This window comes from Escherichia sp. WS3063 (assembly GCF_046486595.1).
Classification (GTDB): domain Bacteria; phylum Pseudomonadota; class Gammaproteobacteria; order Enterobacterales; family Enterobacteriaceae; genus Escherichia; species Escherichia coli.
This window is the reverse complement of sequence record NZ_JBJQKY010000022.1, coordinates 24,064-49,949: the sequence shown is the minus strand read 5'-3', so window position 1 is coordinate 49,949 and position 25,886 is coordinate 24,064. Positions and strand designations below refer to the sequence as shown.

Annotated in this window: 26 protein-coding genes; 8 read left to right on the top strand and 18 right to left on the bottom strand. The window is 51.3% G+C overall.

Features of this window, described 5'->3' with window-relative positions:
- Positions 1–13: 13 nt before the first annotated feature.
- From modD to dhaK, 9 genes are all read right to left on the bottom strand, one after another.
- Complete coding sequence (modD, locus tag ACJHYW_RS18835) at positions 14–868, bottom strand: ModD protein (RefSeq protein WP_000576816.1); 855 nt, start codon at positions 866–868, stop codon at positions 14–16.
- Positions 865–1,677: a class I SAM-dependent methyltransferase gene (locus ACJHYW_RS18830; protein WP_022645549.1), complete on the bottom strand. Its 813-nt coding sequence runs from the start codon at positions 1,675–1,677 to the stop codon at positions 865–867. The genes modD and ACJHYW_RS18830 overlap by 4 nt, the downstream gene beginning before the upstream one ends.
- A 9-nt stretch (positions 1,678–1,686) precedes the next feature.
- Complete coding sequence (locus ACJHYW_RS18825; protein ID WP_000173310.1) at positions 1,687–2,445, bottom strand: ABC transporter ATP-binding protein; 759 nt, start codon at positions 2,443–2,445, stop codon at positions 1,687–1,689.
- A complete protein-coding gene (locus ACJHYW_RS18820; protein ID WP_001261263.1) occupies positions 2,442–3,422 on the bottom strand; it encodes a FecCD family ABC transporter permease in 981 nt (326 codons plus the stop codon). The genes ACJHYW_RS18825 and ACJHYW_RS18820 overlap by 4 nt, the downstream gene beginning before the upstream one ends.
- Entirely contained in the window at positions 3,422–4,444 is a 1,023-nt protein-coding gene (locus ACJHYW_RS18815) for an iron ABC transporter substrate-binding protein (RefSeq protein ID WP_000060136.1), read from the bottom strand. Before ACJHYW_RS18815 ends, ACJHYW_RS18820 begins: the two co-directional genes overlap by 1 nt.
- A gap of 337 nt (positions 4,445–4,781) precedes the next feature.
- Positions 4,782–6,479, bottom strand: a complete 1,698-nt coding sequence (treA, locus tag ACJHYW_RS18810) for an alpha,alpha-trehalase (protein WP_000841719.1) — start codon at positions 6,477–6,479, stop codon at positions 4,782–4,784.
- Between the two features lie 319 nt (positions 6,480–6,798).
- Positions 6,799–8,217, bottom strand: a complete 1,419-nt coding sequence (dhaM, locus tag ACJHYW_RS18805) for a dihydroxyacetone kinase phosphoryl donor subunit DhaM (protein ID WP_001299308.1) — start codon at positions 8,215–8,217, stop codon at positions 6,799–6,801.
- Between the two features lie 10 nt (positions 8,218–8,227).
- Positions 8,228–8,860: a dihydroxyacetone kinase subunit DhaL gene (dhaL, locus tag ACJHYW_RS18800; RefSeq protein WP_000059412.1), complete on the bottom strand. Its 633-nt coding sequence runs from the start codon at positions 8,858–8,860 to the stop codon at positions 8,228–8,230.
- 10 nt (positions 8,861–8,870) lie between these two features.
- Positions 8,871–9,941 carry a dihydroxyacetone kinase subunit DhaK gene (gene dhaK, locus ACJHYW_RS18795; protein ID WP_000733701.1) on the bottom strand — a complete coding sequence of 357 codons (1,071 nt, stop codon included), beginning with the start codon at positions 9,939–9,941 and terminating at the stop codon, positions 8,871–8,873.
- Positions 9,942–10,168: 227 nt separating this feature from the next.
- Here dhaK and dhaR point away from each other — a divergent pair, with 227 nt between their 5' ends.
- Positions 10,169–12,088, top strand: coding sequence for a dihydroxyacetone kinase operon transcriptional regulator DhaR (gene dhaR / locus ACJHYW_RS18790; protein WP_000011878.1), 1,920 nt, complete (start codon positions 10,169–10,171; stop codon positions 12,086–12,088).
- Positions 12,089–12,124: 36 nt separating this feature from the next.
- Here the strand turns inward: dhaR and ACJHYW_RS18785 are convergent, their stop codons facing one another.
- The 3 genes from ACJHYW_RS18785 to pth all read right to left on the bottom strand — a co-directional run bounded on the left by ACJHYW_RS18785 (position 12,125) and on the right by pth (position 14,285).
- Positions 12,125–12,301: a hypothetical protein gene (locus tag ACJHYW_RS18785; RefSeq protein ID WP_169780884.1), complete on the bottom strand. Its 177-nt coding sequence runs from the start codon at positions 12,299–12,301 to the stop codon at positions 12,125–12,127.
- 191 nt (positions 12,302–12,492) lie between these two features.
- Entirely contained in the window at positions 12,493–13,584 is a 1,092-nt protein-coding gene (gene ychF / locus ACJHYW_RS18780) for a redox-regulated ATPase YchF (RefSeq protein WP_000505866.1), read from the bottom strand.
- Positions 13,585–13,700: 116 nt separating this feature from the next.
- On the bottom strand, positions 13,701–14,285 hold the full coding sequence (pth, locus tag ACJHYW_RS18775; RefSeq protein WP_000152933.1) for an aminoacyl-tRNA hydrolase: 585 nt from the start codon (positions 14,283–14,285) through the stop codon (positions 13,701–13,703).
- A 277-nt stretch (positions 14,286–14,562) separates the two neighbouring features.
- Between pth and ychH the strand changes: the two genes are divergently transcribed.
- On the top strand, positions 14,563–14,841 hold the full coding sequence (gene ychH / locus ACJHYW_RS18770) for a stress-induced protein YchH (protein WP_000823885.1): 279 nt from the start codon (positions 14,563–14,565) through the stop codon (positions 14,839–14,841).
- A 54-nt stretch (positions 14,842–14,895) separates the two neighbouring features.
- On the opposite strand, the gene dauA is transcribed toward ychH, so the two are convergent.
- The 4 genes from dauA to lolB all read right to left on the bottom strand — a co-directional run bounded on the left by dauA (position 14,896) and on the right by lolB (position 19,272).
- The gene (gene dauA, locus ACJHYW_RS18765) at positions 14,896–16,575 is read right to left on the bottom strand and encodes a C4-dicarboxylic acid transporter DauA (RefSeq protein WP_001033344.1); all 1,680 of its coding nucleotides are present in this window, start codon (positions 16,573–16,575) and stop codon (positions 14,896–14,898) included.
- Positions 16,576–16,699: 124 nt separating this feature from the next.
- A complete protein-coding gene (gene prs, locus ACJHYW_RS18760) occupies positions 16,700–17,647 on the bottom strand; it encodes a ribose-phosphate diphosphokinase (protein WP_001298109.1) in 948 nt (315 codons plus the stop codon).
- A gap of 150 nt (positions 17,648–17,797) precedes the next feature.
- The gene (gene ispE, locus ACJHYW_RS18755; protein ID WP_001260350.1) at positions 17,798–18,649 is read right to left on the bottom strand and encodes a 4-(cytidine 5'-diphospho)-2-C-methyl-D-erythritol kinase; all 852 of its coding nucleotides are present in this window, start codon (positions 18,647–18,649) and stop codon (positions 17,798–17,800) included.
- Positions 18,649–19,272, bottom strand: a complete 624-nt coding sequence (gene lolB, locus ACJHYW_RS18750; RefSeq protein WP_001130701.1) for a lipoprotein insertase outer membrane protein LolB — start codon at positions 19,270–19,272, stop codon at positions 18,649–18,651. Before lolB ends, ispE begins: the two co-directional genes overlap by 1 nt.
- 213 nt (positions 19,273–19,485) lie before the next feature.
- Here lolB and hemA point away from each other — a divergent pair, with 213 nt between their 5' ends.
- Genes hemA through kdsA form a run of 6 tightly spaced genes read left to right on the top strand, consistent with a single transcriptional unit; the run spans position 19,486 to position 24,791 of the window.
- Complete coding sequence (gene hemA, locus ACJHYW_RS18745; protein ID WP_001330437.1) at positions 19,486–20,742, top strand: glutamyl-tRNA reductase; 1,257 nt, start codon at positions 19,486–19,488, stop codon at positions 20,740–20,742.
- A 41-nt stretch (positions 20,743–20,783) separates the two neighbouring features.
- Positions 20,784–21,866 carry a peptide chain release factor 1 gene (gene prfA, locus ACJHYW_RS18740; RefSeq protein WP_000804726.1) on the top strand — a complete coding sequence of 361 codons (1,083 nt, stop codon included), beginning with the start codon at positions 20,784–20,786 and terminating at the stop codon, positions 21,864–21,866.
- Positions 21,866–22,699: a peptide chain release factor N(5)-glutamine methyltransferase gene (gene prmC, locus ACJHYW_RS18735; protein WP_000456458.1), complete on the top strand. Its 834-nt coding sequence runs from the start codon at positions 21,866–21,868 to the stop codon at positions 22,697–22,699. The genes prfA and prmC overlap by 1 nt, the downstream gene beginning before the upstream one ends.
- On the top strand, positions 22,696–23,088 hold the full coding sequence (gene sirB2, locus ACJHYW_RS18730; protein ID WP_000200374.1) for an invasion regulator SirB2: 393 nt from the start codon (positions 22,696–22,698) through the stop codon (positions 23,086–23,088). Before prmC ends, sirB2 begins: the two co-directional genes overlap by 4 nt.
- 3 nt (positions 23,089–23,091) lie before the next feature.
- Positions 23,092–23,901, top strand: a complete 810-nt coding sequence (sirB1, locus tag ACJHYW_RS18725) for an invasion regulator SirB1 (RefSeq protein WP_001257044.1) — start codon at positions 23,092–23,094, stop codon at positions 23,899–23,901.
- Between the two features lie 35 nt (positions 23,902–23,936).
- Entirely contained in the window at positions 23,937–24,791 is an 855-nt protein-coding gene (kdsA, locus tag ACJHYW_RS18720; protein ID WP_000811065.1) for a 3-deoxy-8-phosphooctulonate synthase, read from the top strand.
- 148 nt (positions 24,792–24,939) lie between these two features.
- Here the strand turns inward: kdsA and ACJHYW_RS18715 are convergent, their stop codons facing one another.
- Both ACJHYW_RS18715 and ACJHYW_RS18710 read right to left on the bottom strand, forming a co-directional pair.
- The gene (locus tag ACJHYW_RS18715; RefSeq protein WP_000170954.1) at positions 24,940–25,047 is read right to left on the bottom strand and encodes a type I toxin-antitoxin system toxin Ldr family protein; all 108 of its coding nucleotides are present in this window, start codon (positions 25,045–25,047) and stop codon (positions 24,940–24,942) included.
- Between the two features lie 427 nt (positions 25,048–25,474).
- A complete protein-coding gene (locus tag ACJHYW_RS18710) occupies positions 25,475–25,582 on the bottom strand; it encodes a type I toxin-antitoxin system toxin Ldr family protein (protein ID WP_000170926.1) in 108 nt (35 codons plus the stop codon).
- Positions 25,583–25,886 lie beyond the last annotated feature (304 nt).

The following is a 25,886-nucleotide window of genomic DNA, read 5'->3' as shown; positions in this document are numbered from 1 at the left end:
GTTTAACAAAGAATTAAATAGAGGCTGCGGGTTGCAGACTGACTTTAATGTCAGCTGGTGTCGCGTAATAAGGCGCGGAGGTAATAAAAAGGCGAATGCCGCAGTCGAGGTAATTTTTGAGTGTTGTCAGATTAATTCCGCCGGTCAGAGCCAGCGTGCAGTGAGGAGCCAGCGACGGTGCTATTTGCGCAATTTCAGTTGCCTGTTGCGGATTAAATTTGTCGAGCTGAAGTACGTCTGGTTGCGCGCGTAACGCGGCGATTGCCTCTTTCGGCGTGTCGGCTTCAACAACTATTTTCTTCTCGGGTGCGTGGCGACGTAACTGATTGATTGCGCCTGACCAGTCCTGATTGTCATGAAGAAAATGACGGTGGTTGGCAAACAATAATATGGTTTCCGCACATCCGGCACGATGAATCAGTCCTCCGGCAGCCAGAATTGCCTGCGAGGCCAGTAAGCGGGTGCCCGGAATTGCTTTTCGGGTGCAGGCGATATTGCCATCAGGGTAACGTTCACGAAGTAACGCCAGCATTTGAGCGAGATAATCAGAAACACCGCAACTCCACTCCAGCACATTCTGGACTGCCTTCCATCCCTGATGAAGTGCTGCGGCATTACCTTGCGCACGGATTAGCCGCTGACCCGCGTTCGCTTGTGAACCGTCGCTGACTGCGTCATCAATAGTTAATCCCAGCGTAGTTAACATCTTACACGCGACAGAAATTCCGCTGACGCAGCCGCCCTGACGGTGAAAAAACTCTATATAGCCATGCTGGTGTCCAATATTTAATGCTCGCGTGGTCAGGTCACCGCCCTGGATATCTTCCAGAAGTAACGCATCGATTTGTGCCTGAGAAAGGAAAATCATCGCAGTGCCTCCTGCGGTACGCTATCCCACCAGATGAGCGCCCAGTCGCGGCTGGCAGGGGCGAGGGCACGAGCATCTTGTTGTTGATACCAGTGATATAACCGCTCACGCTCATCGTCGTTAAGCGCGCCAATACTCCAGCTGACGTTCTGCTCAAAACGTTCCCAGGTGCTGTTATCCTGTTGGCAATTTTGTCCACGGATAAAATCAACGTGGGCATAAATTCCCATCTGATACAGGACGTTGAGCGCAAATATATAGTTGGGTAATTCGATCACTTCCCGACCAGCCGCCCGCTGAATGGCTGGAGAGACGAACGAGGTGCTGACCAGATGAGTCGTATAGACGCGAAGCCGTGCCTGATTATTCAGTTTGCTCATTGCCTGGCGCATATCAGCCACCAGAGTGGAGCGGGAAGCCACGGCAATATCGCAGCGTGGCAGGTCACTCCAGTCCTCTTCCCAGGCGCGCTGGATCCAGTGGACATTGTCTGCCTTTAGCGCGGCGGCGCGACGGGCGGCAACGTTCAGCATCCCCTGACTGTAATCAACGCCATAAATCGTCGTGAGTTTGTCAGCCAGCGCCAGCGATACGGTACCCGGTCCGCAGCCCATATCGAATAAGGTCTGCGCGCCTTGCAGATCAATTTTAGCGGTCAGTTGTTGCAGGTAGCTGTCCGTAGGCGAGGCGCAATTTTCCGCCATTTTTTCCGCCCGTTGATCCCAGTGATCCGGCGTTTTTTCTGTGCGATGGGCCAGCCTGAGTTGCTGAAGGTAAAGGTCTGCAAAATCAATATCGTCAATGAGCATGATTTTTCCTTAGTGCTTAATTGCAGAGAGGTGATGGTGAATCTGGTCGGCAGAAACCCGGTACAGGGCAGCCAGTTTTTTCGTTGTTAACTGTTCGGTCGGTAAGCCTTGTGTTACTCGTCCATCTGGCTCTACCTGGATAATGCTGTCGGCAATGGCGTTGGCATGGAGCGGATGATGAGTCGACATTAACATTGTCATGCCGTTATTTTTGAGCTGCGCCAGCGTGTCCAGTAGTTGGATCTGATGACCGAAATCGAGGCTGGAGGCAGGCTCATCCAGTAATAACAAGCGCGGTTGCTGGACGAGTGCACGGGCGATTAAAGCCAGCTGACGTTCACCGCCGCTAAGCGTATTCCAGCGTCGTGTCGCCAGATGCAAAATGCCCAGCTTTTCCAGTTGCTCCGTTGCTTTCAGGCGTTCTTGCTTACCGGGAACGGAAAAAGCGCCTATGGTGGGGGCCAGGCCCATCAACACCATATCCAGCACACTAAAAGCAAAAATGCCGTCGTGCGCCTGCGGCACCCAGGCAATAGCCTGCGCGCGCTGGCGATGGCTGAGTGTCTGCACAGGGAGGCTATCCAGTAAGATCTCGCCTTTTAATAACGGTATAACGCCAAGAATGGAGCGCATGAGTGTGGTTTTGCCGCAACCATTGGCTCCTAACAGACAACAAATTGTTCCTTGCGACAGGGTGAAGGACACGTCGCGTAGCACCGGATGGCGGGAGTAACCCAGAGACGCATGACGGACGGCAAGCAAAGTCACTGGCGACCTCCGCGTAACAACAAAAACAGGAAAAACGGTGCGCCAACAAAAGCGGTCAGAATGCCAAGTGGGATTTCTGTTGTTCCAATGCTGCGTGCCAGCGTATCGGTAAGCAGGAGCAGAATCGCGCCAGTACACATTGCCATGGGCAACAGCTGCTGATGGTTATGACCGGTCAACAAGCGGGCAATGTGCGGAACGACCAGGCCGACCCAACCAATTATGCCCGCTATTGCTACCGTGCTGGCGGTGATTAGTGTGGCGCAGACAATCAATCCAAAGCGCAGACGTGTCACGTTCAGTCCCAGCGAACGGGCTTCGTCGTCGGAAAGTGTGAGTAAATTCATGCGCCAGCGGAGAAAAAACAGGGGCAAGGAGCCTATGAGAATGATCGGTGCAGCATAGCAGAGATCGCGTAAGGTCACGGTGGACAGCCCCCCCAGCAACCAGAAGGTAATTGACGGTAACTGGGTGTAAGGATCGGCCAGCGTTTTTATTAGCGATATCCCCGCTCCGCACAATGTTCCTAACGCAATGCCTACCAGCACCAGGGTTAAGATCGGATCGTGGCGGGTCACCCGACGCGTAATCAACCAGACGCCCGCGACCACCATCAGCCCGCCGCAAAATGCGTACAGCTGGATGTAAACAATGGATAATCCCCACAGGATTGCCGCGCAGGCACCAAGTCCGGCACCGGCGGAGACGCCTAAAATATCCGGTGACACTAAGGGATTACGGAACATTCCCTGATAGGTGGTTCCGGCCCCTGCCAGCGCCGCGCCCAGAAACAGCGCAGCAAGAATACGCGGCACGCGGATTTGCCAGAAGACAATTTGTTCCTGCACAGGAACATTTTCTTGACGAAGAATGAGCGCCAGCAGTTGCTGCATATCGAGATGATAAGCCCCACTTACGGCGGCAAAAGTGATACTGATAGCTGCCAGCAGCAAAATACATCCGTTTACGGTTCTCATTAGCTCGCCACCAATTTTTGATAGTCGGCGTCACTGAGTGAACAATGCCAGAACAGTTGGGCATAATGCTGCATGTCACTTTTAAACTGACGATTGATGGCGGGATCCAGCCAGGCGTGAAGTCTGCGTAATCCCAGAAGACGGTTGATTCCCGGCGGGGCATCCAGCCAGCCAAAGGGCAGGCCACTTAAAAATAAGATGCGTTGTTCCGCAACCGCTTTCACGCCCTGCCAGAGAGGATCACGACGAATAAAATCTGCAGTAACGGCCTCCTGAACCAGAATAATATCCGGCTGCCAGCGCAGGAGATTTTCCATGGAAACCTGTGTCAGACCGTGGCGATCGGCTATTTGCGCGACGTTATGCAAACCTAATAATTCCGCCGCCTCGGTATGCAACGAACCCTGTAAGCCCGTTTCCAGCCCTCGAGGACCGCGCGCAGCATAAAAGCTGAGGTTAGCGGCGGGTGAGGTGGCGAATGCCTGAGCTTCACCAACGAAGCGGCTGGCGAGATTGGCTTGTTCTGCGGCGCGGTGCTCTTCGCCTAACGTTTTGCCAAGCGTTGTTAACTGTTCTGCTGATTGTTCCAGTTTCCCGTTAAGCAATAACCAGGGTATTTGTGTCTGTTCGCTAACCTGCCGTGCCTGGGAGATCCAGGTTTCATCCGTATTGCCGCAATCAACGACCAAATCGGGATGTAACGCCATAAGCCCTTCCAGCGAGAGTGTGCTGGCGCGCCCGGCGAGTCGTCCCAGCCTGGGGAACTGGCGAATGTGCTCTGGCAATGGAATTAATGCCTGACGGGCAAAATCAAAAGAGGAAAAACCGACCATTTTTTCTGGCGCGACAGCCAGCAATAGTAAATCGGCGGGCGCGCCTGCGCTGACGATGCGTGTAATGTTTTGGGCTTCGGGAAGCGTCAGTGAGGCCCAGAATTTGACTGATTGTGCAAAGGACGGCAGATGATGCAGGAACAATGTCGACGCAAGAATCTGTGTAAACCTCCGTCTGGTTAGTGACATAAGTAATATCCTGATAATTAAAACCGCTATATACTTACACATATAGCGAAAAAGATCATGTTTGATGTCAAAATTTGTCTAAAGAGACAGAATGATTTGCTTGTTTCTTAAATAACACTTTGTTCCACAAGAAAATTGTCAGGGAGAATGGGGAGTGGGGGGGAAATATAAATAGAGGTGTAATGATTAACAAGTTGATAAAATAAAAATAAAATCTTCTCTGATAAAAGAAAATAAAGGCATAGACCGTAGAAAGAGTGGTATTTGGTATTTCGTGGTGAAGAAAGAGCAATGCCAATTTTATGCACGTAATGGCATTGCTCGATATACAGTAAAGTTAAGGCGTAGGTTCCGCCTCATTTTGTTTTACCGGCTGTGTTGTTGATTCACTGAGTGGACGCGTCGCCGGAACATTGTCGCACGGTTGCTCTTTCGGGCAGATCAAATCCAGCATTTTCAGCGTCACGCCATTGGTCCAGCCAAAGCCATCCTGTAATGGATATTCGCCACCGCCGCCCCCTGTTCCGGTGGTGCTGACATCATATTTTTCCACCAGCTTTTTCTCCCGGTCATAGGTGTGCTGAACATTGGTCAGGAAGTGCCAGCTAATGTCCATCGCCACCTCTTTTTGCCCGTAGTTTTGTAATCCTTCTGTCGCGACCCACTGTAACGGTGCCCAGCCATTTGGCGCATCCCATTGTTGCCTACTTTTCACCGACGTGGTGTTCAGGCCGCCGGGTTGCAGCAGATGTGTTTTCGTCGCCGTCGCCATTTTGTTGGCGCGATCTTTCGCTGCCGCATTGACGTACAGCGGGAACAGGGCGGCCGCGGTTAACTGATTGCGCACTTTATGACTTTTCAGGTCGTAATCGGCATACCAGCCTTGTTGATCGTTCCACAGGTATTTTTCGATCCCTTTTTGACGGGCATTTGCCAGCGTTTCGTACTGGTTTGCCATCGCGTTATCTCCGGCAGCTTTGCTGGCGCGGGCGAGGATTTTTTCCATTTTAAACATCAGGCTGTTCAGATCGACCGGTACGATGCTGGTGGTGCGTAAGGTATTTAACTGCTGCGGGTTGTCCATCCAGCGCGAGCTGAAATCCCAGCCAGACGCAGCGGCAGAGCGCAGGTCGCGGTAAATTTCAGTGGCAGGTCGATTCGGATTGCTTTTGGCGGTGGCAATATCTTCCACCCATGACTCTGGTCGTGGCGTATCGCGATCGTCCCAGTAGCGGTTGAGAAGGGTACCATCCTGAAGTTTGACAACGCGTTTTTCCTGTTGTCCGGCTTGCAGGTTTTCAACACCGTCCATCCAGTAAGCATATTCTTTTTGCATTTGCGGCAGGTATTGCTTCAACGCGGCATCGCCTTCATGCTGCGCCAGTAACTCTACCATCATGGCAAAGAAGGGCGGTTGCGAGCGGCTTAAATAGTAACTGCGGTTGCCGTTGGGAATATGACCGTAAGTGTCTATTTCATGAGCAAAATTGGCCACCATATCCGCGACTTTATCCCAGTGACCGCTTTCGGCAAGTCCTAACATGGTGAAGTAACTGTCCCAGTAATATACCTCGCGAAAACGTCCGCCCGGCACGACATAAGGTTCCGGCAGCGGTAACAGAGAATCCCATTTTTCTGTGTTTTCGGTAGAACGCGTTAATACCGGCCAAAGTCCGTCAATATGTTCGCGCAGTGACTGCCCCTCTGGCGGAACATATTTCTCGCCTTCTTTCGGCAGGGTGAAATTGACGTTAACGAAATGGCGCAGATCAAATCCGCTCTGGTTTTGCTGCATCCGATAATCAGCAAGGATCATCAGCGGATCGCTGTTCGGCACGGCATCGGCAAAGGTTTTTTGGTCCGGAAAAAGTTTGGCGTTTTGCACATCATTAAACAGCGGCCCTAATAAAATATCAGGCGGCTGTGGTGTTACCGGTGTTTCTTCTGCCTGCACCGATAGCGCAGCGAAACACAAAAAGATACAGGCTGGAATTAACGCCATTTTTTGCGGGCGAGAAGGTGCGGGGGATTTCATCAATCATTCTCCTTTGGCGAAACCGAATAAAACGGTATTCAAGTATCAGAAAACCTTAGTTCAGGATCGCACTAGCTGCATGATCGAAATCTCATTCTGCGAACTGTCAGGCATTTTAGAAAAGGGAATTAAAGGGATAAATAACGGCGAAATAGAGTGATCAAATAACGTCTGTTTATTAGCCAGCCAGCGGCGTTGGGTTCGTGATTAGCGAAGAAAAATCATCATAAATTGGTGAAAAATATAACAGGTAGTTAAAAACCATTAGTGCTGAGTAAATTGCCGGATGACATCAGAACGATGCCATCCGAACAGTGGCTTAACCCTGACGGTTGAAACGTTGCCTTTTAACGTCCAGCGTTAGCGTTTCTTCTGGTTGTATCGCATACAGTTTCTCACCCTGCTGGCAAATCCAGCCAATCCCCAGTTCACGGGCGATTAGGGCGCTGTGGGATACCGGACTTCCGGCGCTAAGGCAGATACCTTTTACAACCGCCGGATCCAGTTGCAGTACTGTGGAAGGATAAATGTTCTCCGCCAGTAGAATAGTTGGCGAGTTAAACTGCGGGAGTTCTTCTTTCGTTTGGGTCAGGTGGACCAGGGTGCGATGCAGAAGATCGTCCACATCAATATAGCGAGCTTGTAGATATTCATCATCCAGTTGCTGGTATTGCTGGCTAAGTTCTTTAAGAACTTGCTGCCAGGCATATTCTGCCGTGCAATGTTCATGCTGAAGGAGTTCGCTTGCCGCCGCCAGCAGTTCCGGATCATCTAACAGTGTATGGTGACCAGAAAAGATTGCGGCAATATCGTCAAGCCCGCTGGCTTCTGCTTTCGCTGTTAACGTCATCAGATCTAATAACGTGAAGTCAATAGCCTGGCGTAATCGATCTTGTTCTTCTTCCACGGTCAGGGTTGATTTTGCCTGTACCGTACATAAAACTGGTTGATAATAAAAGGCTTTACCCGAAACAGGCGGAACGGGACGCAGAGTAGGTGGAGCGACTTCCTCCGTTTCACCAAAGTTATCTTCAGCCAGCTGACGGAAAGCGATCAGTGCCTCTTCAGCTTCTGGCCCTTTCGCAATCAGGCGCAGCGTATCGTTATAGCGAACTTGTAGTAACGCAATCTGGTTAATACTCTCTGGTGTGACGCATTTGCCGTTTTTTTCCAGCAACATATCGGCATTAAATGTCGATAAGGTATAAACCAGCCGGGAGGCCGGACGTACATGCAGGCCGTTACGGTTTTTTATGACCACCGCCAGAGAACGGGCTTCTTCATCGTACGCAGGACATGTGTCAGAGATTTTAGTGTCGGAGGACGGTAAACCCAGTTGTTCACGTTTGGCTTCCAGCGCATGCATAGCGTCAAAGATAACTTTGTCGATATCCGCTCCCGAGGCCGCGCTGACCGTTGCTGCCAGTGTACCTTCGACCAACGGCGCAGCACACAAACGTACTTTTGCGGCGATCTTGGGAGCCAGCAATTCCAGCGCAGTTTCAGCACTCAATAATGCGCTACCCATATCCATCATGACCAGCACATGGTCGGCATCAGCAACAGATTCGATGGCCTCCATCACTTTGACGGCATCGGTACCAATAGGATTTTGTGGATCGTCAATTCCCGCGGCAATGGCGATTTTACAACTATCACTCATTAACATCTGACGGGCTAATTCACCGACACCTTCTCCCAGTCGGCTGCTATGTGAAACTATGACCAGGTTTACCATCACCAATTCCTTACTCTTTTGCGGCTAACGCCAACATTTGCATCATAAACATCACCGAGGTCGCGCCGGGATCCTGGTGACCAATACTGCGTTCACCGAGATAACTGGCGCGGCCTTTGCGGGCTTGCATCGTAATCGTACTTTGTGCAGCGGATTCGGCGATTCTACTGGCAGCTTCGAGCGCCACCGGAACAGAGAGATTTTGCTCGCTGGACTGACGTAACGATTCCACCACCGGCACCCACACATCACACATGGTTTTATCGCCAGGTTCGGCTTTCCCGCGACTGATTACGCCGTCCACGCCATCGCGGAACATCTGATAAAGCTCTTCCAGTGTCAGGCTTTGCCGTGCCTGGGTCGCCTGTGCGGCGCGGATAAAGAAGGTACCGAACAGCGGACCACTGGCACCACCGACGCTGGAAAGCAGCGTCATACCGGTATTCTTGAGAATGAAACCGATATCTTTATCTGCGATAGCAGGGAGTTTTTCCACCACTTTGCTAAAGCCTCGGTTCATATTTAGCCCGTGGTCAGCGTCGCCAATTTCGCGATCCAGTCCGGTAAGATACTCGCTCTCGGTGCTGAAAATATCGCCACAACGAGTGAGCCAGTTAACAATTTGAGTTCTGCTCAGTGACATTGCTTTCTCCTTATTTACCCCAGTTAAGGGCCGGGGTGTGGACCGGGGCGTCCCAGAGTGCCAGCGTTTCGTCATCAACTTTCAGTAAGGTGATTGAGAAACCGGTCATATCCAGTGAGGTGCAGTACGCGCCAATTAAATTACGTTCGATAGTCAATCCCGCTTGCTGGCAACGTGTGGTCAGGCGGTTATAGACGCCGTACAGCTCAGAAAGCGGAGTTGCGCCAAGATTGTTAACCAGCGCAATCACCCGATCGCCAGACTGGAGCGGTTGTTTGGTTTGTTGTTCTTCCTGCCAACTGCCTTGTTGATAATCCCAGAAACGCAAAGTGCGATGGTATGAGCCATTTTCCAGCAGGGTGTCGAACATTTCATCGACGGTTTGATCAAGGGAAGAGAAGGAGCGGCGGTCAATACCCGGCTCACCATGAATGCCGACGCCAAACTCCATCTCATTATCCGCCAGGGTAAAAGAAGGTTTGCCCGCGGCAGGAACGGTACAGGCACCGAGAGCGATACCTATTGAATGGCCTTGATTATTCAACTTACGCCCCAGTTCCGCACAGGCGTCCAGTGAGTCGCCACGCTCCGCCGCTGCACCTACGAGTTTTTCAATTAATACGGTGTTGGCAACGCCGCGCCGCCCGGCGGTATAAAGACTGTCTTTTACTGCAACGTCGTCATCAATGACCACAGTGGTCACTTTTACGCCGCTATCGTGCAGTAACTCGGTTGCTGTTTCGAAGTTAAGAATATCGCCGGTGTAATTTTTGATAATCAACAGTACACCTTCGCCGCCATCAATTTGCATGGCGCATTCAAAGATTTTATCGGGCGTCGGTGAGGTGAAAATTTCGCCCGGACAGGCTCCCGAAAGCATCCCCTGACCGATATAGCCACAGTGCATCGGCTCGTGTCCGCTGCCGCCACCCGACAGCAGGGCGACTTTACCTGCAACGGGGGCATCAGCTCGGGTGACATACACCGGATCCTGGTGCAGTGTCAGCGATGGATGCGCTTTCGCCAGTCCTGCCAGTTGTTCGTCCAGTACGTCTTGCACATCATTGATCAATTTTTTCATTATTTTGCTCCAGCAATTACGGTAGGGCATGGATGATGTTCAACGACACGGCGACCACTGACTGCCGATGAATCCATTGTGCATCAGGCAAGGGAAAAGAAAATTAGCCCAAATTATGTTTCATAGTGAAACATATTCTTTAATGAATGTTCCATATTGAAACTTTTACGTGTATTAATACTTAAAATTGCGAGCCGGAACACCTTTTGTCATAAGGGATGCGGGATATGAGTGGCGCTTTTAACAACGATGGTCGGGACATATCTCCCTTAATTGCAACCTCCTGGGAGCGATGCATTAAGCTGATGAAACGGGAGACATGGAACGTACCACACCAGGCCCAGGGCGTGACATTTGCTTCTATTTATCGGCGTAAGAAAGCGATGCTGACGCTCGGGCAGGCTGCGCTGGAAGATGCCTGGGAATATATGGCACCGCGAGCGTGTGCGCTGCTTATCCTCGATGAAACCGCCTGCATTCTCAGCCGTAATGGCGATCCGCAAACCTTGCAGCAGCTAAGTGCACTGGGATTCAATGACGGCACGTATTGCGCCGAGGGAATTATTGGTACTTGTGCGCTATCATTAGCGGCTATCTCTGGTCAGGCCGTGAAAACGATGGCCGATCAACATTTCAAACAGGCACTCTGGAACTGGGCCTTTTGCGCAACGCCGTTGTTTGACAGCAAGGGCCGATTGACGGGAACAATAGCGCTGGCGTGTCCGGTTGAACAAACTACCGCAGCTGATTTGCCGTTGACGTTGGCAATCGCACGCGAGGTCGGAAATTTACTGCTGACGGACAGTTTGCTCGCTGAAACTAACCGTCATTTAAATCAACTTAATGCCCTGTTAGAAAGTATGGATGATGGCGTGATTAGCTGGGACGAGCAGGGTCATTTGCAATTTATCAACGCCCAGGCGGCGCGAGTCTTGCGCCTTGACGCGACGGCAAGTCAGGGACGAGCAATCACTGAACTCTTAACGTTACCCGCCGTATTGCAACAAGCAATAAAACAGGCACATCCGCTCAAACACGTAGAAGCAACCTTTGAAAGTCAGCACCAGTTTATTGATGCGGTGATAACCCTTAAACCGATAATAGAAACGCAGGGAACCAGCTTTATTTTGTTGCTCCATCCTGTGGAACAGATGCGGCAGTTAATGACCAGTCAATTAGGAAAAGTCAGCCATACCTTCGCTCATATGCCACAGGACGATCCGCAAACCCGCCGCTTGATTCATTTTGGTCGCCAGGCGGCGCGCAGTAGCTTTCCTGTCCTGCTTTGTGGAGAAGAGGGCGTGGGCAAGGCACTGCTAAGTCAGGCAATTCATAATGAAAGTGAGCGTGCAGCGGGGCCTTATATCGCCGTCAATTGTGAGTTATATGGTGATGCGGCGCTGGCGGAAGAATTTATTGGCGGCGATCGCACGGACAATGAAAATGGTCGTCTGAGTCGGCTGGAACTGGCGCACGGCGGCACGCTGTTTCTTGAAAAGATTGAATATCTGGCGGTGGAGTTACAGTCTGCTTTGCTTCAGGTTATCAAGCAGGGTGTTATCACGCGACTGGATGCGCGGCGTTTAATACCCATTGATGTCAAAGTGATTGCCACAACGACCGCGGACCTGGCAATGCTGGTGGAACAAAATCGCTTTAGTCGCCAGCTGTATTACGCGCTGCATGCATTTGAAATTACCATCCCGCCTCTGCGTATGCGGCGTGGCAGCATTCCGGCGCTGGTGAATAACAAATTACGCAGCCTTGAAAAACGCTTCTCTACGCGGCTGAAAATTGATGACGATGCCCTCGCTCGCCTGGTTTCTTGTGCATGGCCAGGCAACGATTTTGAACTTTACAGCGTCATCGAGAATCTTGCTCTGAGTAGTGATAACGGGCGCATTCGCGTCAGTGATTTACCTGAACATCTGTTTACCGAGCAGGCGACAGATGATGTCAGCGCCACCCGCCTTTCCACCAGTCTGTCATTTGCGGAAGTTGAAAAAGAGGCAATTATTAACGCAGCCCAGGTCACAGGCGGTCGCATTCAGGAAATGTCGGCTTTACTTGGAATCGGCCGCACTACGCTGTGGCGGAAAATGAAGCAACATGGCATTGATGCAGGGCAGTTTAAGCGCCGTGGATAGCGGGAGAGTATGTACTTTCCCGCTATGAATTGCTAATTAATAGCCACCATGACTGCCGTGATTTGGTCCACCATTTGAAGGTGGCATTGCCTTATCGGAGGGCGCAGGACCACGAGGGCCATCGCTGTGGCGGTGATGATGGTGGGGAACACAAGCACTCAACAGGCTTGCAAAGACAATTGCTAACAGGCTGAAGGTAAATGTTTTTTTCATGACAAACTCTTGAACGGTTAATGCACTGTGATTGTTATCACATAAAAGCTGCATTGTTAATATTGTCAGGAGTCTGATTATGAGTTTTGGTAACTCAGAATTGAAAGAAGACGCGTAGCAGGCGTAAAAAAGCCATTACGTGCAACTCACATAATGGCTCGTTATTAACCGCCAGAGTAGTATTAGCGGAATTAGACGTTGAACAGGAAGTTCATTACATCGCCATCTTTAACGATGTAATCTTTGCCTTCTGCACGCATTTTGCCTGCTTCTTTCGCGCCTTGTTCACCTTTGTAAGTGATGAAATCTTCAAACGAGATGGTTTGTGCACGGATAAAGCCTTTTTCAAAATCAGTATGGATTTTGCCAGCGGCCTGCGGCGCGGTTGCACCAACCGGAATGGTCCATGCACGTACTTCTTTCACCCCAGCGGTGAAGTAAGTTTGCAGGTTCAGCAGCTTATAACCGGCACGGATCACACGGTTCAGGCCCGGCTCTTCCAGCCCAAGCTCCTGCATAAACTCGTCACGTTCTTCGTCGTCCAGTTCGGCAATGTCTGCTTCAACAGCAGCACAAACCGGAACCACAACAGAACCTTCTTTCGCCGCGATTTCACGCACCTGGTCAAGATACGGGTTGTTTTCAAAACCGTCTTCGTTGACGTTGGCGATGTACATTGTTGGTTTCAGCGTCAGGAAGCTCAGGTAACGAATAGCCGCTTTCTCTTCAGCGCTTAAATCCAGCGCGCGCAGCATACCTGCGTTTTCCAGCTGGGGCAGGCATTTTTCCAGGACCGCCAGCTCAGCTTTCGCGTCTTTATCGCCACCTTTGGCTTTCTTCTGTACGCGATGAATCGCACGTTCACAGGTGTCGAGATCCGCCAGCGCCAGTTCGGTGTTGATAACTTCAATATCATCCGCCGGGTTAACTTTGCCGGAAACGTGAATGATGTTGTCATTTTCAAAGCAGCGAACAACGTGACCGATCGCTTCGGTTTCACGGATGTTGGTCAGGAACTGGTTACCCAGACCTTCGCCTTTCGATGCGCCTTTTACCAGACCGGCGATATCGACAAATTCCATGGTCGTGGGAAGCGTACGCTGCGGTTTTACGATTTCAGCCAGTTGATCCAGGCGAGGGTCAGGCATTGGTACGACGCCTGTGTTCGGCTCAATGGTACAGAATGGAAAGTTGGCCGCTTCAATACCGGCTTTGGTCAGCGCGTTGAACAGGGTAGATTTCCCGACGTTGGGCAAACCGACGATACCGCATTTGAATCCCATGATTTAAATCACCTTAATATCTTAATAATCAACCTGTTATTGCTAACAGATTGCAGAAATGGAAATAACTTTGCCTATTATACACGGCACTCGGCAAAAATGCCGCAGACAACGACTTATTGCGCTTTAAAGGCGTGCAATCGGTTCGTTGCTTTGGTCAAGCCATCTGTAAACCACATTTCAGTACAACGTGCCGCTTCGTCGATGGCTTCATCAATTAACTTCTGTTCACTAACAGGCGGTTTGCCTAACACAAAACCGACAACTTTATTTTTATCGCCTGGATGACCAATTCCGATGCGTAAACGGTGAAAGTTAGGGTTATTACCCAATTTACTGATGATGTCTTTCAGTCCATTGTGACCACCATGGCCACCGCCCAACTTAAATTTGGCGACGCCAGGAGGCAGATCCAGTTCGTCGTGGGCCACCAGAATTTCGTCCGGATTAATGCGGAAAAAACTGGCCATCGCCGCAACGGCTTTGCCGCTGAGATTCATAAATGTAGTCGGGACTAACAGGCGGACATCTTCGCCTCCAAGGGTGACTCGCGAAGTATAACCAAAGAATTTAGCCTCTTCGCGCAGCGGAGCGCGCAATCGCTCTGCCAGTAAGTCAACGAACCAGGCTCCAGCATTATGTCGCGTTGCGGCGTATTCAGCGCCGGGGTTCGCCAGGCCGACAATCAATTTAATCGTCACGTTTTTTTGTCCTGAGTGTGTACATAACTGGCGCGTAGTTTACTGGTTGCGGCCCCGCTTGACAAAAAACTGCGTATCAAATGCAGATAACGCAATAATTGCCTAAGTGGACTATTAGAAAGTCAAGGTGTTCAGGCGTTTATTTGTAAAGTTTTGTTGAAATAAGGGTTGTAATTGTGATCACGCCCGCACATAACCCACAGGGTGTTGTCTATACTTTACACATAAGGAAGAGGGGTATTCCCTGTTACAACCCAGAAAGTTCCGGAGGTGACATATGAAACGCAAAAACGCTTCGTTACTCGGTAACGTGCTCATGGGGTTGGGTCTGGTGGTAATGGTGGTCGGCGTGGGGTATTCAATCCTCAACCAGTTACCACAGTTTAATATGCCCCAGTATTTCGCACATGGTGCAGTGCTAAGTATTTTCGTCGGTGCCATTCTCTGGCTGGCGGGTGCCCGTGTTGGCGGGCATGAACAGGTGTGCGACCGTTACTGGTGGGTTCGCCACTATGACAAACGTTGCCGCCGTAGCGATAATCGCCGTCATAGCTAACAAATAATGCAGTTTGCTGACCAGTCAGTTTGCGCTGACTGGTCAATCTCGTACTTATAAATCCGCCATCGCCGCGCGACGATTCGGGAAGAACGCAAGGCGGCCCGGGATCGGTTGAATGCCTGCGCGAGCCATAGTGCGCAGTGGCTGGAATTCCACGTTGCACACGCGCAGTTCACATCCTTCGGGTAGACGCTTCACAAAACGCTGGAACGCATCAAGACCACCAGCATCAAGTACCGGAACGGCATCCCACTTCAGAATCACAATCCGTTTGCCTTCAAGACGTGACTCCAGGTCCGTGAACAAGCCTTCCGCGGCAGCAAAGAACAGCGGGCCAATAACGCGCAGAACCAGAACATCGTCTGGAACGTCTACGACTACTGGTGCCAGGCGAGTCATACGTGCGATACGACGCATAAACAGCAGCGATGCCAGCACGATCCCCACGCTGATGGCAATAACCATATCGAACAGCACGGTCAGCGACATGCACAGCAGCATGACGATGATGTCATCTTTCGGTGCATGACGCAGCAAGTCGACCACTTTGTGCGCTTCACTCATGTTCCACGCCACCATCAACAGCAGGGCTGCCATGGCGGAAAGCGGCAGCCAGGAGAGCAGCGGTGCCAGTACCAGCAGGGCAAGAATAACCAGAATAGAGTGGATCACCGCCGAGATAGGGGAAGTTGCCCCGGCACGGACGTTAGCGGCAGAACGCGCGATGGCAGCTGTAGCGGTAATACCACCAAAGAACGGGGCGATGATATTCCCCAATCCCTGTCCAACCAGTTCGCTGTTCGCCTTGTGTTTCGTCCCGGTCATACCATCCAGCACCACGGCGCAGAGCAGAGATTCGATTGCGCCGAGCATTGCCATTGAGAATGCCGCAGGCAGCAGTGTGCGAATAGAATCCCAGGTTAGCGTGAATTCTGAATCAGGTAGATCCCACGGCAGCACCAGTTGCGGCAGCAGTTGCGGAATACCGTTACCCTGAGAACCATCGGCCAGAACGTAGTGGAATTGCGAACCGATGGTAGCAACATGTCCGCCGAGCAGGTTAACAATCCCCATCACCGCGCAACCAGCCAGCAAGGCCGGAAGGTGACCAGGCAAACGAATGCCCAGACGTGGCCAGAAAACCAGAATGCCAAGCGTCACAATGCCAATGGCAGCATCACCCACATTAATGGTCGGCAGCGCCATAAATAATGCGCCGACTTTTTGTAGATAATGCTCCGGGACATGGGCCATTTGCAGACCGAGAAAATCTTTAATCTGCATGGTACCGATGGTGATCCCGATACCCGAGGTGAAACCTAAGGTCACGGAAACCGGAATATATTCAATCAGGCGCCCAAAGCGTGCCAGCCCCATCAGAATCAAAAAGATCCCCGACAGCAAGGTCGCAACCAGCAGTCCTGCCAGTCCAAACTGTTGCGAAACGGGATAGAGAATTACCACAAATGCCGCAGTCGGACCGGAAACGCTAAAGCGTGACCCACCCGTCAGAGCAATGACAATCCCCGCAACAGCTGCGGTATATAAACCGTACTGGGGTGCCACACCACTACCAATAGCCAACGCCATCGCCAGCGGGATAGCAATAATCCCGACGGTTATCCCGGCAATCAGGTCACGGGTAAACCGTGCGGCAGTATATTTTTCTTTCCAGCAAGCGTCGATCAGAGCGCGGAAAGGCATCACATGTGAGGAAAATATTTTGTTCACAATAATGTTTCATCCGTGAGCGCATCATCTGTCAACTAAATGGCAGGTGAAGGAGGCATAGGTCATACAAATGGATATTACAGACAAAAAAACCCGCCGCAGCGGGTCTTTGAGCCGGGTTCGATTAGTGTTCGAACATGGCAGAGATCGATTCTTCGTTGCTGATACGACGAATCGCTTCGGCCAGCATACCTGACAGGGTCAGAGTACGCACGTTCGGCAGTGATTTGATTTCATCGCTCAGCGGAATGGTATCGCAGACAACGACTTCATCAATTACAGAGTTACGCAGGTTGTTCGCCGCGTTGCCAGAGAAGATCGGGTGAGTCGCGTACGCAAATACACGTTTAGCACCACGTTCTTTCAGAGCTTCAGCAGCTTTACACAGCGTACCGCCAGTGTCGATCATATCATCGACCAGTACGCAGTCACGACCTGCAACGTCACCGATGATATGCATCACCTGGGAAACGTTCGCACGCGGACGACGTTTGTCGATGATTGCCATATCGGTATCGTTCAGCAGCTTAGCGATAGCGCGGGCACGCACAACGCCGCCGATGTCCGGAGAAACCACAATAGGGTTATCCAGATTCAGCTGCAGCATGTCTTCCAGCAGGATCGGGCTACCAAATACGTTATCAACCGGAACGTCGAAGAAACCCTGAATCTGTTCAGCGTGCAGATCCACTGTCAGCACACGGTCAACACCGACGCTGGAGAGGAAGTCTGCAACCACTTTCGCAGTGATTGGTACACGAGCGGAACGGACGCGACGGTCCTGGCGCGCATAGCCAAAGTAGGGGATAACAGCGGTGATACGACCTGCGGAAGCACGACGCAGGGCATCAACCATAACGACTAATTCCATCAGGTTGTCGTTAGTAGGGGCACAAGTGGACTGGATGATGAAAATATCACCACCGCGTACATTTTCATTAATTTGTACACTGACTTCGCCGTCGCTAAAGCGACCTACAGCGGCGTCGCCGAGTGAAGTGTACAGGCGGTTGGCAATACGTTGTGCTAGTTCCGGGGTGGCGTTACCAGCAAAAAGCTTCATATCAGGCACGAGAAGAACCTCAGGCATGCGTCCATTGGTGGAAAGAATCTGCCGAAAACTGTGCGGGCCAGGCATGATTCTTTCCAGGCGGTGTATTAAAGAGCGCGATGCAACGTCTGGAACAAGGTGACGTTGTCACCGAAACTCAGCTTGCCCGGCTTAAAGCATGGCTCTGTGCAATGGGGAAAGATTAACGCCTTTCGCCACAAAGCCATTGAGCCATTCCGGGGCTTGCTCTAGCACCTGGCGGGCTTCAGACTCTGTATCAAATTCAGCAAAGACACAGGCCCCTGTCCCAGTCAGGCGCGACGGGGCGTATTCTAACAGCCAGGAAAGCACCGCATCAACCTCGCGAAAACGTTTTCTTGCGATAACCTCGCAATCATTGCTGAATTCACATTTTAGCAACGTTTCTATTGACCTTTTTGGCGTATTGCGCGGGAGTTCAGGATCTTTAAAAATCACCGGTGTCGGAATACTTACACCAGGGTGCGCCACCAAGTACCACTTCTCTGGCGGATCCACCGGCGTTAGTATTTCACCAACGCCTTCGGCAAACGCGGCATGACCACGTACAAAGACAGGAACATCTGCGCCCAGCGTCAGCCCCATTTCCGCCAGCTCATCCATGCTTAGTCCGCATTGCCAGAGATGATTTAACGCCACCAGAACCGTCGCGGCATTGGATGAACCACCGCCGAGACCGCCGCCCATCGGCAAACGCTTGTCAATGCTGATATTCGCACCGCTTCCCGTCGAAAGACGCCCGCTGTCTGCCGCAGTGTTCATCAACAACCGCGCTGCGCGAACGATCAGGTTATCTTCATGTTCCACGCCTTCAACGGGCGTTAACAGACGAATATCCCCATCGTCACGAAGCTCAATGCTGATGGTGTCGCCGTAATCAAGAAACTGAAACAGCGTTTGCAGCGTGTGGTAACCATCCGCACGCTGACCGGTAATGTATAAAAACAGATTAAGTTTTGCCGGAGAGGGCCACTGTGTCCGCATTATTTCACTATCCAGTTATCCATTTTTAACTTGATGCGTTGACCACCGTCGGTGAGTTCCATATTGGCTGGCATCGCAGGTTGCGTTTTGGTGTCATAATCACCGTAAACAACTTTCCAGTTTTTGCCATTCTGGCTGTAGGTAATTTCGCTCAGGCGATATTGATCGTCCAGTTTGTAGTCGGTTGCATCACCCGGTAAACCTAAAATCCACTGGCGCAAACTGTTGAGCGGAATCGGCATTCCGGTCAATTTGCCAATCATCTCTTCGGCGTCATCGGCGGTGTAACGCTGACCTTTATTGTCGACTAACTGCACGTTACCCGGTTGAGCATTCAGCTCCAGTTCCGTGCTGCCCAATGGGTTAGTCAGCAGCAGACGATAGCGATCCTGGCCGGTTTGTTGCCAGAAAAAGCGGGCGTAGACTTTTTGTTGATCAGAAATATAAGCGAACGAGCCGCGAGTCTGATACTGATTAAGATTACGCACGTCTTGCTGATGCTGACGCCATTGTGGCGAATCCGGGCTTTTGCCAGGACCTTTGGGCGTGGTAACGGAACAGGCAGTGAGCACAAGAGCAGCCAGCGGTAGCAGGCGGATAAGACGAAAATCGGGCAGGGGCATAATGATGACAAGTCCTTGAGATACGTTGCAGTTATAACCCTTAATGCTAGCGTTACCGTTAGCCATCGTCTATGTTCAAGTTGTCTTAATTGCCAGAATCTAACGGCTTTCGGCAATTACTCCAAAAGGGGGCGCTCTCTTTTATTGATCTTACGCATCCTGTATGATGCAAGCAGACTAACCCTATCAACGTTGGTATTATTTCCCGCAGACATGACCCTTTTAGCACTCGGTATCAACCATAAAACGGCACCTGTATCGCTGCGAGAACGTGTATCGTTTTCGCCGGATAAGCTCGATCAGGCGCTTGACAGTCTGCTCGCGCAGCCGATGGTGCAGGGCGGTGTGGTGCTGTCGACGTGTAACCGCACAGAACTTTATCTCAGCGTTGAAGAACGGGATGACCTGCAAGAGGCGCTCATTCGCTGGTTGTGTGATTACCATAATCTCAACGAAGACGATCTGCGTAATAGCCTCTACTGGCATCAGGATAACGATGCGGTCAGTCATTTAATGCGCGTTGCCAGTGGGCTTGATTCTCTCGTCCTTGGCGAGCCACAAATCCTCGGTCAGGTGAAAAAAGCGTTTGCTGATTCGCAAAAAGGTCATATGAAGGCCAGCGAACTGGAACGCATGTTTCAGAAATCTTTCTCTGTGGCGAAACGCGTTCGCACTGAAACAGATATCGGTGCCAGTGCTGTGTCTGTCGCTTTTGCGGCTTGTACGCTGGCGCGGCAGATCTTTGAATCGCTCTCTACGGTGACGGTACTGCTGGTTGGCGCGGGCGAAACCATCGAGCTGGTAGCGCGTCATCTGCGCGAACACAAAGTACAGAAGATGATTATCGCCAACCGCACTCGCGAACGTGCCCAAATTCTGGCAGATGAGGTTGGCGCGGAAGTGATTGCCCTGAGTGATATCGACGAACGTCTGCGCGAAGCCGATATCATCATCAGTTCCACCGCCAGCCCGTTGCCGATTATCGGTAAAGGCATGGTGGAGCGCGCATTAAAAAGCCGTCGCAATCAACCAATGCTGCTGGTGGATATTGCCGTTCCGCGCGATGTTGAGCCGGAAGTTGGCAAACTGGCGAATGCTTATCTTTACAGCGTTGATGATCTGCAAAGCATCATTTCGCACAACCTGGCGCAGCGTAAAGCCGCAGCGGTTGAGGCGGAAACTATTGTCGCTCAGGAAACCAGCGAATTTATGGCGTGGCTGCGCGCACAAAGCGCCAGCGAGACCATTCGCGAGTATCGCAGCCAGGCAGAGCACGTTCGCGATGAGTTAACCGCCAAAGCGTTAGCGGCCCTTGAGCAGGGCGGCGACGCTCAAGCCATTATGCAGGATCTGGCATGGAAACTGACTAACCGCCTGATCCATGCGCCAACGAAATCACTTCAACAGGCCGCCCGTGACGGGGATAACGAACGCCTGAATATTCTGCGCGACAGCCTCGGGCTGGAGTAGCAGTACATCATTTTCCTTTTTTACAGGGTGCATTTACGCCTATGAAGCCTTCTATCGTTGCCAAACTGGAAGCCCTGCATGAACGCCATGAAGAAGTTCAGGCGTTGCTGGGTGACGCGCAAACTATCGCCGACCAGGAACGTTTTCGCGCATTATCACGCGAATATGCGCAGTTAAGTGATGTTTCGCGCTGTTTTACCGACTGGCAACAGGTTCAGGAAGATATCGAAACCGCACAGATGATGCTCGACGATCCTGAAATGCGTGAGATGGCGCAGGATGAACTGCGCGAAGCTAAAGAAAAAAGCGAGCAACTGGAACAGCAATTACAGGTTCTGTTACTACCAAAAGATCCTGATGACGAACGTAACGCCTTCCTCGAAGTCCGTGCCGGAACCGGCGGCGACGAAGCGGCGCTCTTCGCTGGCGATCTGTTCCGTATGTACAGCCGTTACGCCGAAGCCCGCCGCTGGCGGGTAGAAATCATGAGCGCCAGCGAGGGTGAACATGGTGGTTATAAAGAGATCATCGCCAAAATTAGCGGTGATGGTGTATATGGTCGTTTGAAATTCGAATCTGGCGGTCATCGCGTGCAGCGTGTTCCTGCTACGGAATCGCAGGGTCGTATTCATACTTCTGCTTGTACCGTTGCGGTAATGCCAGAACTGCCTGACGCAGAACTGCCGGACATCAACCCAGCAGATTTGCGCATTGATACTTTCCGCTCGTCAGGGGCGGGGGGGCAGCACGTTAACACCACCGATTCGGCAATTCGTATTACTCACTTGCCGACCGGAATTGTTGTTGAATGTCAGGACGAACGTTCACAACATAAAAACAAAGCTAAAGCACTTTCTGTACTCGGTGCTCGTATCCACGCTGCTGAAATGGCAAAACGGCAACAGGCCGAAGCGTCTACCCGTCGTAACCTGCTGGGGAGTGGCGATCGCAGCGACCGTAACCGTACTTACAACTTCCCGCAGGGGCGCGTTACCGATCACCGCATCAACCTGACGCTCTACCGCCTGGATGAAGTGATGGAAGGTAAGCTGGATATGCTGATTGAACCGATTATCCAGGAACATCAGGCCGACCAACTGGCGGCGTTGTCCGAGCAGGAATAATGGAATATCAACACTGGTTACGTGAAGCAATAAGCCAACTTCAGGCGAGCGAAAGCCCGCGGCGTGATGCTGAAATCCTGCTGGAGCATGTTACCGGCAAAGGGCGTACTTTTATTCTCGCCTTTGGTGAAACGCAGCTGACTGACGAACAATGTCAGCAACTTGATGCGCTACTGACGCGTCGTCGCGATGGTGAACCTATTGCTCATTTAACCGGGGTGCGAGAATTCTGGTCGCTGCCGTTATTTGTTTCGCCAGCGACCTTAATTCCGCGCCCGGATACGGAGTGTCTGGTGGAGCAGGCACTGGCGCGGTTGCCTGAACAACCTTGCCGTATTCTCGATCTCGGGACGGGTACCGGGGCGATTGCGCTGGCGCTGGCTAGCGAGCGCCCGGACTGCGAAATTACCGCTGTAGATCGTATGCCAGATGCTGTCTCTCTGGCGCAACGTAATGCCCAGAATCTGGCGATCAAAAACATCCATATTCTGCAAAGCGACTGGTTTAGCGCGCTAGCCGGGCAGCAGTTTGCGATGATTGTCAGTAATCCGCCGTATATTGACGAGCAGGACCCACATCTTCAACAAGGCGATGTCCGCTTTGAGCCGCTCACTGCGCTGGTTGCGGCAGACAGTGGAATGGCAGACATCGTGCATATCATCGAACAGTCGCGTAACGCGCTGGTATCCGGCGGCTTTCTGCTTCTGGAACATGGCTGGCAGCAGGGCGAAGCGGTGCGACAGGCATTTATCCACGCGGGATATCATGACGTCGAAACCTGTCGGGACTATGGTGATAACGAGCGCGTAACGCTCGGCCGCTATTATCAATGACAAGTTTTTCTACACTGCTTAGTGTTCATCTTATTAGTATCGCGCTTTCTGTTGGGCTATTAACCTTACGTTTCTGGCTACGTTATCAGAAACATCCACAGGCTTTTGCTCGTTGGACGCGCATTGTGCCGCCGGTTGTCGATACGCTGTTATTGTTAAGCGGCATTGCGTTGATGGCTAAAGCGCACATCCTGCCATTTTCCGGGCAGGCACAGTGGCTGACTGAAAAGCTGTTTGGAGTTATCATTTATATCGTTTTGGGTTTTATTGCACTCGATTATCGTCGTATGCACAGTCAGCAGGCGCGCATTATTGCCTTCCCGCTGGCGTTGGTGGTGCTGTACATCATCATTAAACTCGCCACCACAAAAGTACCGTTACTGGGGTAAGTCATGAGATCGTTAGCTGATTTCGAATTTAATAAAGCGCCATTGTGCGAAGGCATGATCCTGGCTTGCGAAGCAATCCGCCGCGATTTTCCCTCGCAAGATGTTTACGACGAACTGGAGCGTCTCGTTAGTCTGGCGAAGGAAGAAATCAGCCAGCTTCTGCCTTTAGAAGAACAGCTGGAAAAACTGATCGCGCTGTTTTACGGCGACTGGGGATTTAAAGCCTCACGCGGCGTTTATCGTCTTTCCGATGCATTATGGCTGGACCAGGTGTTAAAGAATCGACAGGGCAGTGCGGTATCATTAGGTGCCGTTTTATTATGGGTCGCGAATCGTCTCGATTTGCCGCTGCTGCCGGTGATTTTCCCTACGCAGCTGATATTGCGCATTGAATGTCCGGATGGCGAAATTTGGCTGATTAATCCTTTTAACGGTGAATCGTTAAGTGAACATATGCTGGATGTGTGGTTAAAGGGAAATATCAGCCCGTCGGCGGAACTGTTTTATGAAGACCTTGATGAAGCTGATAACATTGAGGTAATCCGCAAATTGCTGGATACACTCAAAGCCTCGTTGATGGAAGAAAATCAGATGGAGCTGGCGCTACGTACCAGCGAAGCTTTATTACAATTTAACCCGGAAGATCCCTATGAAATTCGCGATCGCGGGTTGATTTATGCGCAACTGGATTGCGAACACGTTGCGTTGAACGATTTAAGTTATTTCGTTGAACAGTGTCCGGAAGACCCGATCAGCGAAATGATCCGTGCGCAAATAAATAACATCGCGCATAAACATATTGTGCTGCATTAATTAATCGACATTTTACTCAAGATTAAGGCGATCCTATGAAACAAAAAGTGGTTAGCATTGGCGACATCAACGTAGCAAATGACCTGCCGTTCGTACTGTTTGGCGGTATGAACGTGCTGGAATCTCGCGATCTGGCGATGCGCATTTGCGAGCACTATGTAACCGTGACCCAGAAACTGGGTATCCCTTACGTATTCAAAGCCTCTTTTGACAAAGCCAACCGCTCCTCCATCCACTCTTATCGTGGACCGGGCCTGGAAGAAGGAATGAAAATCTTCCAGGAGTTGAAGCAGACTTTTGGCGTGAAAATTATCACCGACGTTCACGAACCAAGCCAGGCACAGCCCGTTGCTGATGTTGTAGATGTGATTCAGTTGCCGGCGTTTCTTGCTCGCCAGACAGACCTGGTTGAAGCCATGGCGAAAACCGGTGCGGTAATTAACGTCAAGAAACCGCAGTTTGTCAGCCCGGGACAGATGGGTAATATCGTTGATAAATTCAAAGAAGGCGGCAACGAAAAAGTGATTCTTTGCGATCGCGGTGCTAACTTCGGCTATGACAACCTGGTTGTTGATATGCTGGGCTTCAGCATTATGAAGAAAGTGTCTGGTAACTCGCCGGTGATTTTCGACGTGACCCACGCACTGCAATGCCGCGATCCGTTTGGCGCAGCTTCCGGTGGTCGTCGTGCTCAGGTGGCTGAGCTGGCACGAGCCGGTATGGCGGTAGGTCTGGCGGGGCTGTTTATTGAAGCGCATCCGGATCCGGAACATGCGAAATGTGATGGTCCATCCGCGCTGCCGCTGGCTAAACTGGAACCGTTCCTCAAGCAGATGAAAGCGATTGATGATCTGGTGAAAGGTTTCGAAGAACTGGATACCAGCAAGTAATCTTTTTTGCTTGAAAAATAAAGTCTTAGCGTTCTGCGTTAAGACTTTTTTCATGGGTGCCAGATACAAAAAAGGCCGCAGGCTGTTACCCCTGCGGCCGGTTTCGGGCGCATATTGCCATCACGGCAGCCTGACGCCCGTTTTCACCTTACTTCCGGTTACGCCACCAGCCGACAATCGCTGCGGTAATAATTCCCGCCAGGATCGGTGCTGCCAGGTCGTGCCAGAAAATCATGGCAAACTGCGCGAGCGTCATATAGCCGCCTTGTTGTAATGACAACATTTTGCGGCTATTCTTGAATTGTTCTGGTTCAAGATTAGCCCCCGTTCTGTTGTCAGGTTAAACCTCTCAACGTGCGGGGGTTTTCTCTTTCCAGCAACCAATGCCACCAGGGATAAAGCCCCCGCAACATTGCGCCTCACCGGATAACGCCGGCTTGATGTGGATACTACGTCTCAATTCATCTTCACTTCATCCCTGAAATGTTTGCAATGAAGAGTGCATTCCGGTTTTTCAACAGCTGTTACAGTCGTTTCATGAGGGCTCTGGATGATGCTTCCAGCTCGGGTTGCCAATATTTACTTGTGGAAGAGATAAAGACAAAAATGGCCGCAGGCTGTTACCCCTGCGGCCGGTTTCGGGCGCATATTGCCATCACGGCAGCCTGACGCCCGTTTTCACCTTACTTCCGGTTACGCCACCAGCCGACAATCGCTGCGGTAATAATCCCCGCCAGGATCGGTGCTGCCAGGTCGTGCCAGAAAATCATGGCAAACTTCGCGAGCGTCATATAGCCGCCTTGTTGTAATGACAACATTTTGCGGCTATTCTTGAATTGTTGATGGTTCAAGATTAGCCCCCGTTCTGTTGTCAGGTTTTACCTCTCAACGTGCGGGGGTTTTCTCTTTCCAGCAACCAATGCCACCAGGGATAAAGCCCCCGCAACATTGCGCCTCACCGGATAATTCCGGCTTGGTGTGGATACTACGACTCAATTCATCTTCACTTCATCCCTGAAATGTTTGCAATGAAGAGTGCATTCCGGTTTTTCAACAGCTGTTACAGTCGTTTCATGAGTACTCTGGATGATGCTT

Bases quoted from the DNA above. Each gene is read 5' to 3' on its own strand.
- lolB (WP_001130701.1), bottom strand. From the start codon at position 19,272: ATGCCCCTGCCCGATTTTCGTCTTATCCGCCTGCTACCGCTGGCTGCT.
- ACJHYW_RS18820 (WP_001261263.1), bottom strand. From the start codon at position 3,422: ATGAGAACCGTAAACGGATGTATTTTGCTGCTGGCAGCTATCAGTATC.
- ispE (WP_001260350.1), bottom strand. From the start codon at position 18,649: ATGCGGACACAGTGGCCCTCTCCGGCAAAACTTAATCTGTTTTTATAC.
- dhaK (WP_000733701.1), bottom strand. From the start codon at position 9,941: ATGAAAAAATTGATCAATGATGTGCAAGACGTACTGGACGAACAACTG.
- kdsA (WP_000811065.1), top strand. From the start codon at position 23,937: ATGAAACAAAAAGTGGTTAGCATTGGCGACATCAACGTAGCAAATGAC.
- dhaM (WP_001299308.1), bottom strand. From the start codon at position 8,217: ATGGTAAACCTGGTCATAGTTTCACATAGCAGCCGACTGGGAGAAGGT.
- ychF (WP_000505866.1), bottom strand. From the start codon at position 13,584: ATGGGATTCAAATGCGGTATCGTCGGTTTGCCCAACGTCGGGAAATCT.
- dhaL (WP_000059412.1), bottom strand. From the start codon at position 8,860: ATGTCACTGAGCAGAACTCAAATTGTTAACTGGCTCACTCGTTGTGGC.
- prfA (WP_000804726.1), top strand. From the start codon at position 20,784: ATGAAGCCTTCTATCGTTGCCAAACTGGAAGCCCTGCATGAACGCCAT.
- hemA (WP_001330437.1), top strand. From the start codon at position 19,486: ATGACCCTTTTAGCACTCGGTATCAACCATAAAACGGCACCTGTATCG.
- ACJHYW_RS18785 (WP_169780884.1), bottom strand. From the start codon at position 12,301: ATGAAAAAAACATTTACCTTCAGCCTGTTAGCAATTGTCTTTGCAAGC.
- ychH (WP_000823885.1), top strand. From the start codon at position 14,563: ATGAAACGCAAAAACGCTTCGTTACTCGGTAACGTGCTCATGGGGTTG.
- ACJHYW_RS18715 (WP_000170954.1), bottom strand. From the start codon at position 25,047: ATGACGCTCGCGCAGTTTGCCATGATTTTCTGGCACGACCTGGCAGCA.
- dhaR (WP_000011878.1), top strand. From the start codon at position 10,169: ATGAGTGGCGCTTTTAACAACGATGGTCGGGACATATCTCCCTTAATT.
- sirB1 (WP_001257044.1), top strand. From the start codon at position 23,092: ATGAGATCGTTAGCTGATTTCGAATTTAATAAAGCGCCATTGTGCGAA.
- ACJHYW_RS18815 (WP_000060136.1), bottom strand. From the start codon at position 4,444: ATGTCACTAACCAGACGGAGGTTTACACAGATTCTTGCGTCGACATTG.
- ACJHYW_RS18830 (WP_022645549.1), bottom strand. From the start codon at position 1,677: ATGCTCATTGACGATATTGATTTTGCAGACCTTTACCTTCAGCAACTC.
- ACJHYW_RS18710 (WP_000170926.1), bottom strand. From the start codon at position 25,582: ATGACGCTCGCGAAGTTTGCCATGATTTTCTGGCACGACCTGGCAGCA.
- modD (WP_000576816.1), bottom strand. From the start codon at position 868: ATGATTTTCCTTTCTCAGGCACAAATCGATGCGTTACTTCTGGAAGAT.
- sirB2 (WP_000200374.1), top strand. From the start codon at position 22,696: ATGACAAGTTTTTCTACACTGCTTAGTGTTCATCTTATTAGTATCGCG.
- treA (WP_000841719.1), bottom strand. From the start codon at position 6,479: ATGAAATCCCCCGCACCTTCTCGCCCGCAAAAAATGGCGTTAATTCCA.
- prmC (WP_000456458.1), top strand. From the start codon at position 21,866: ATGGAATATCAACACTGGTTACGTGAAGCAATAAGCCAACTTCAGGCG.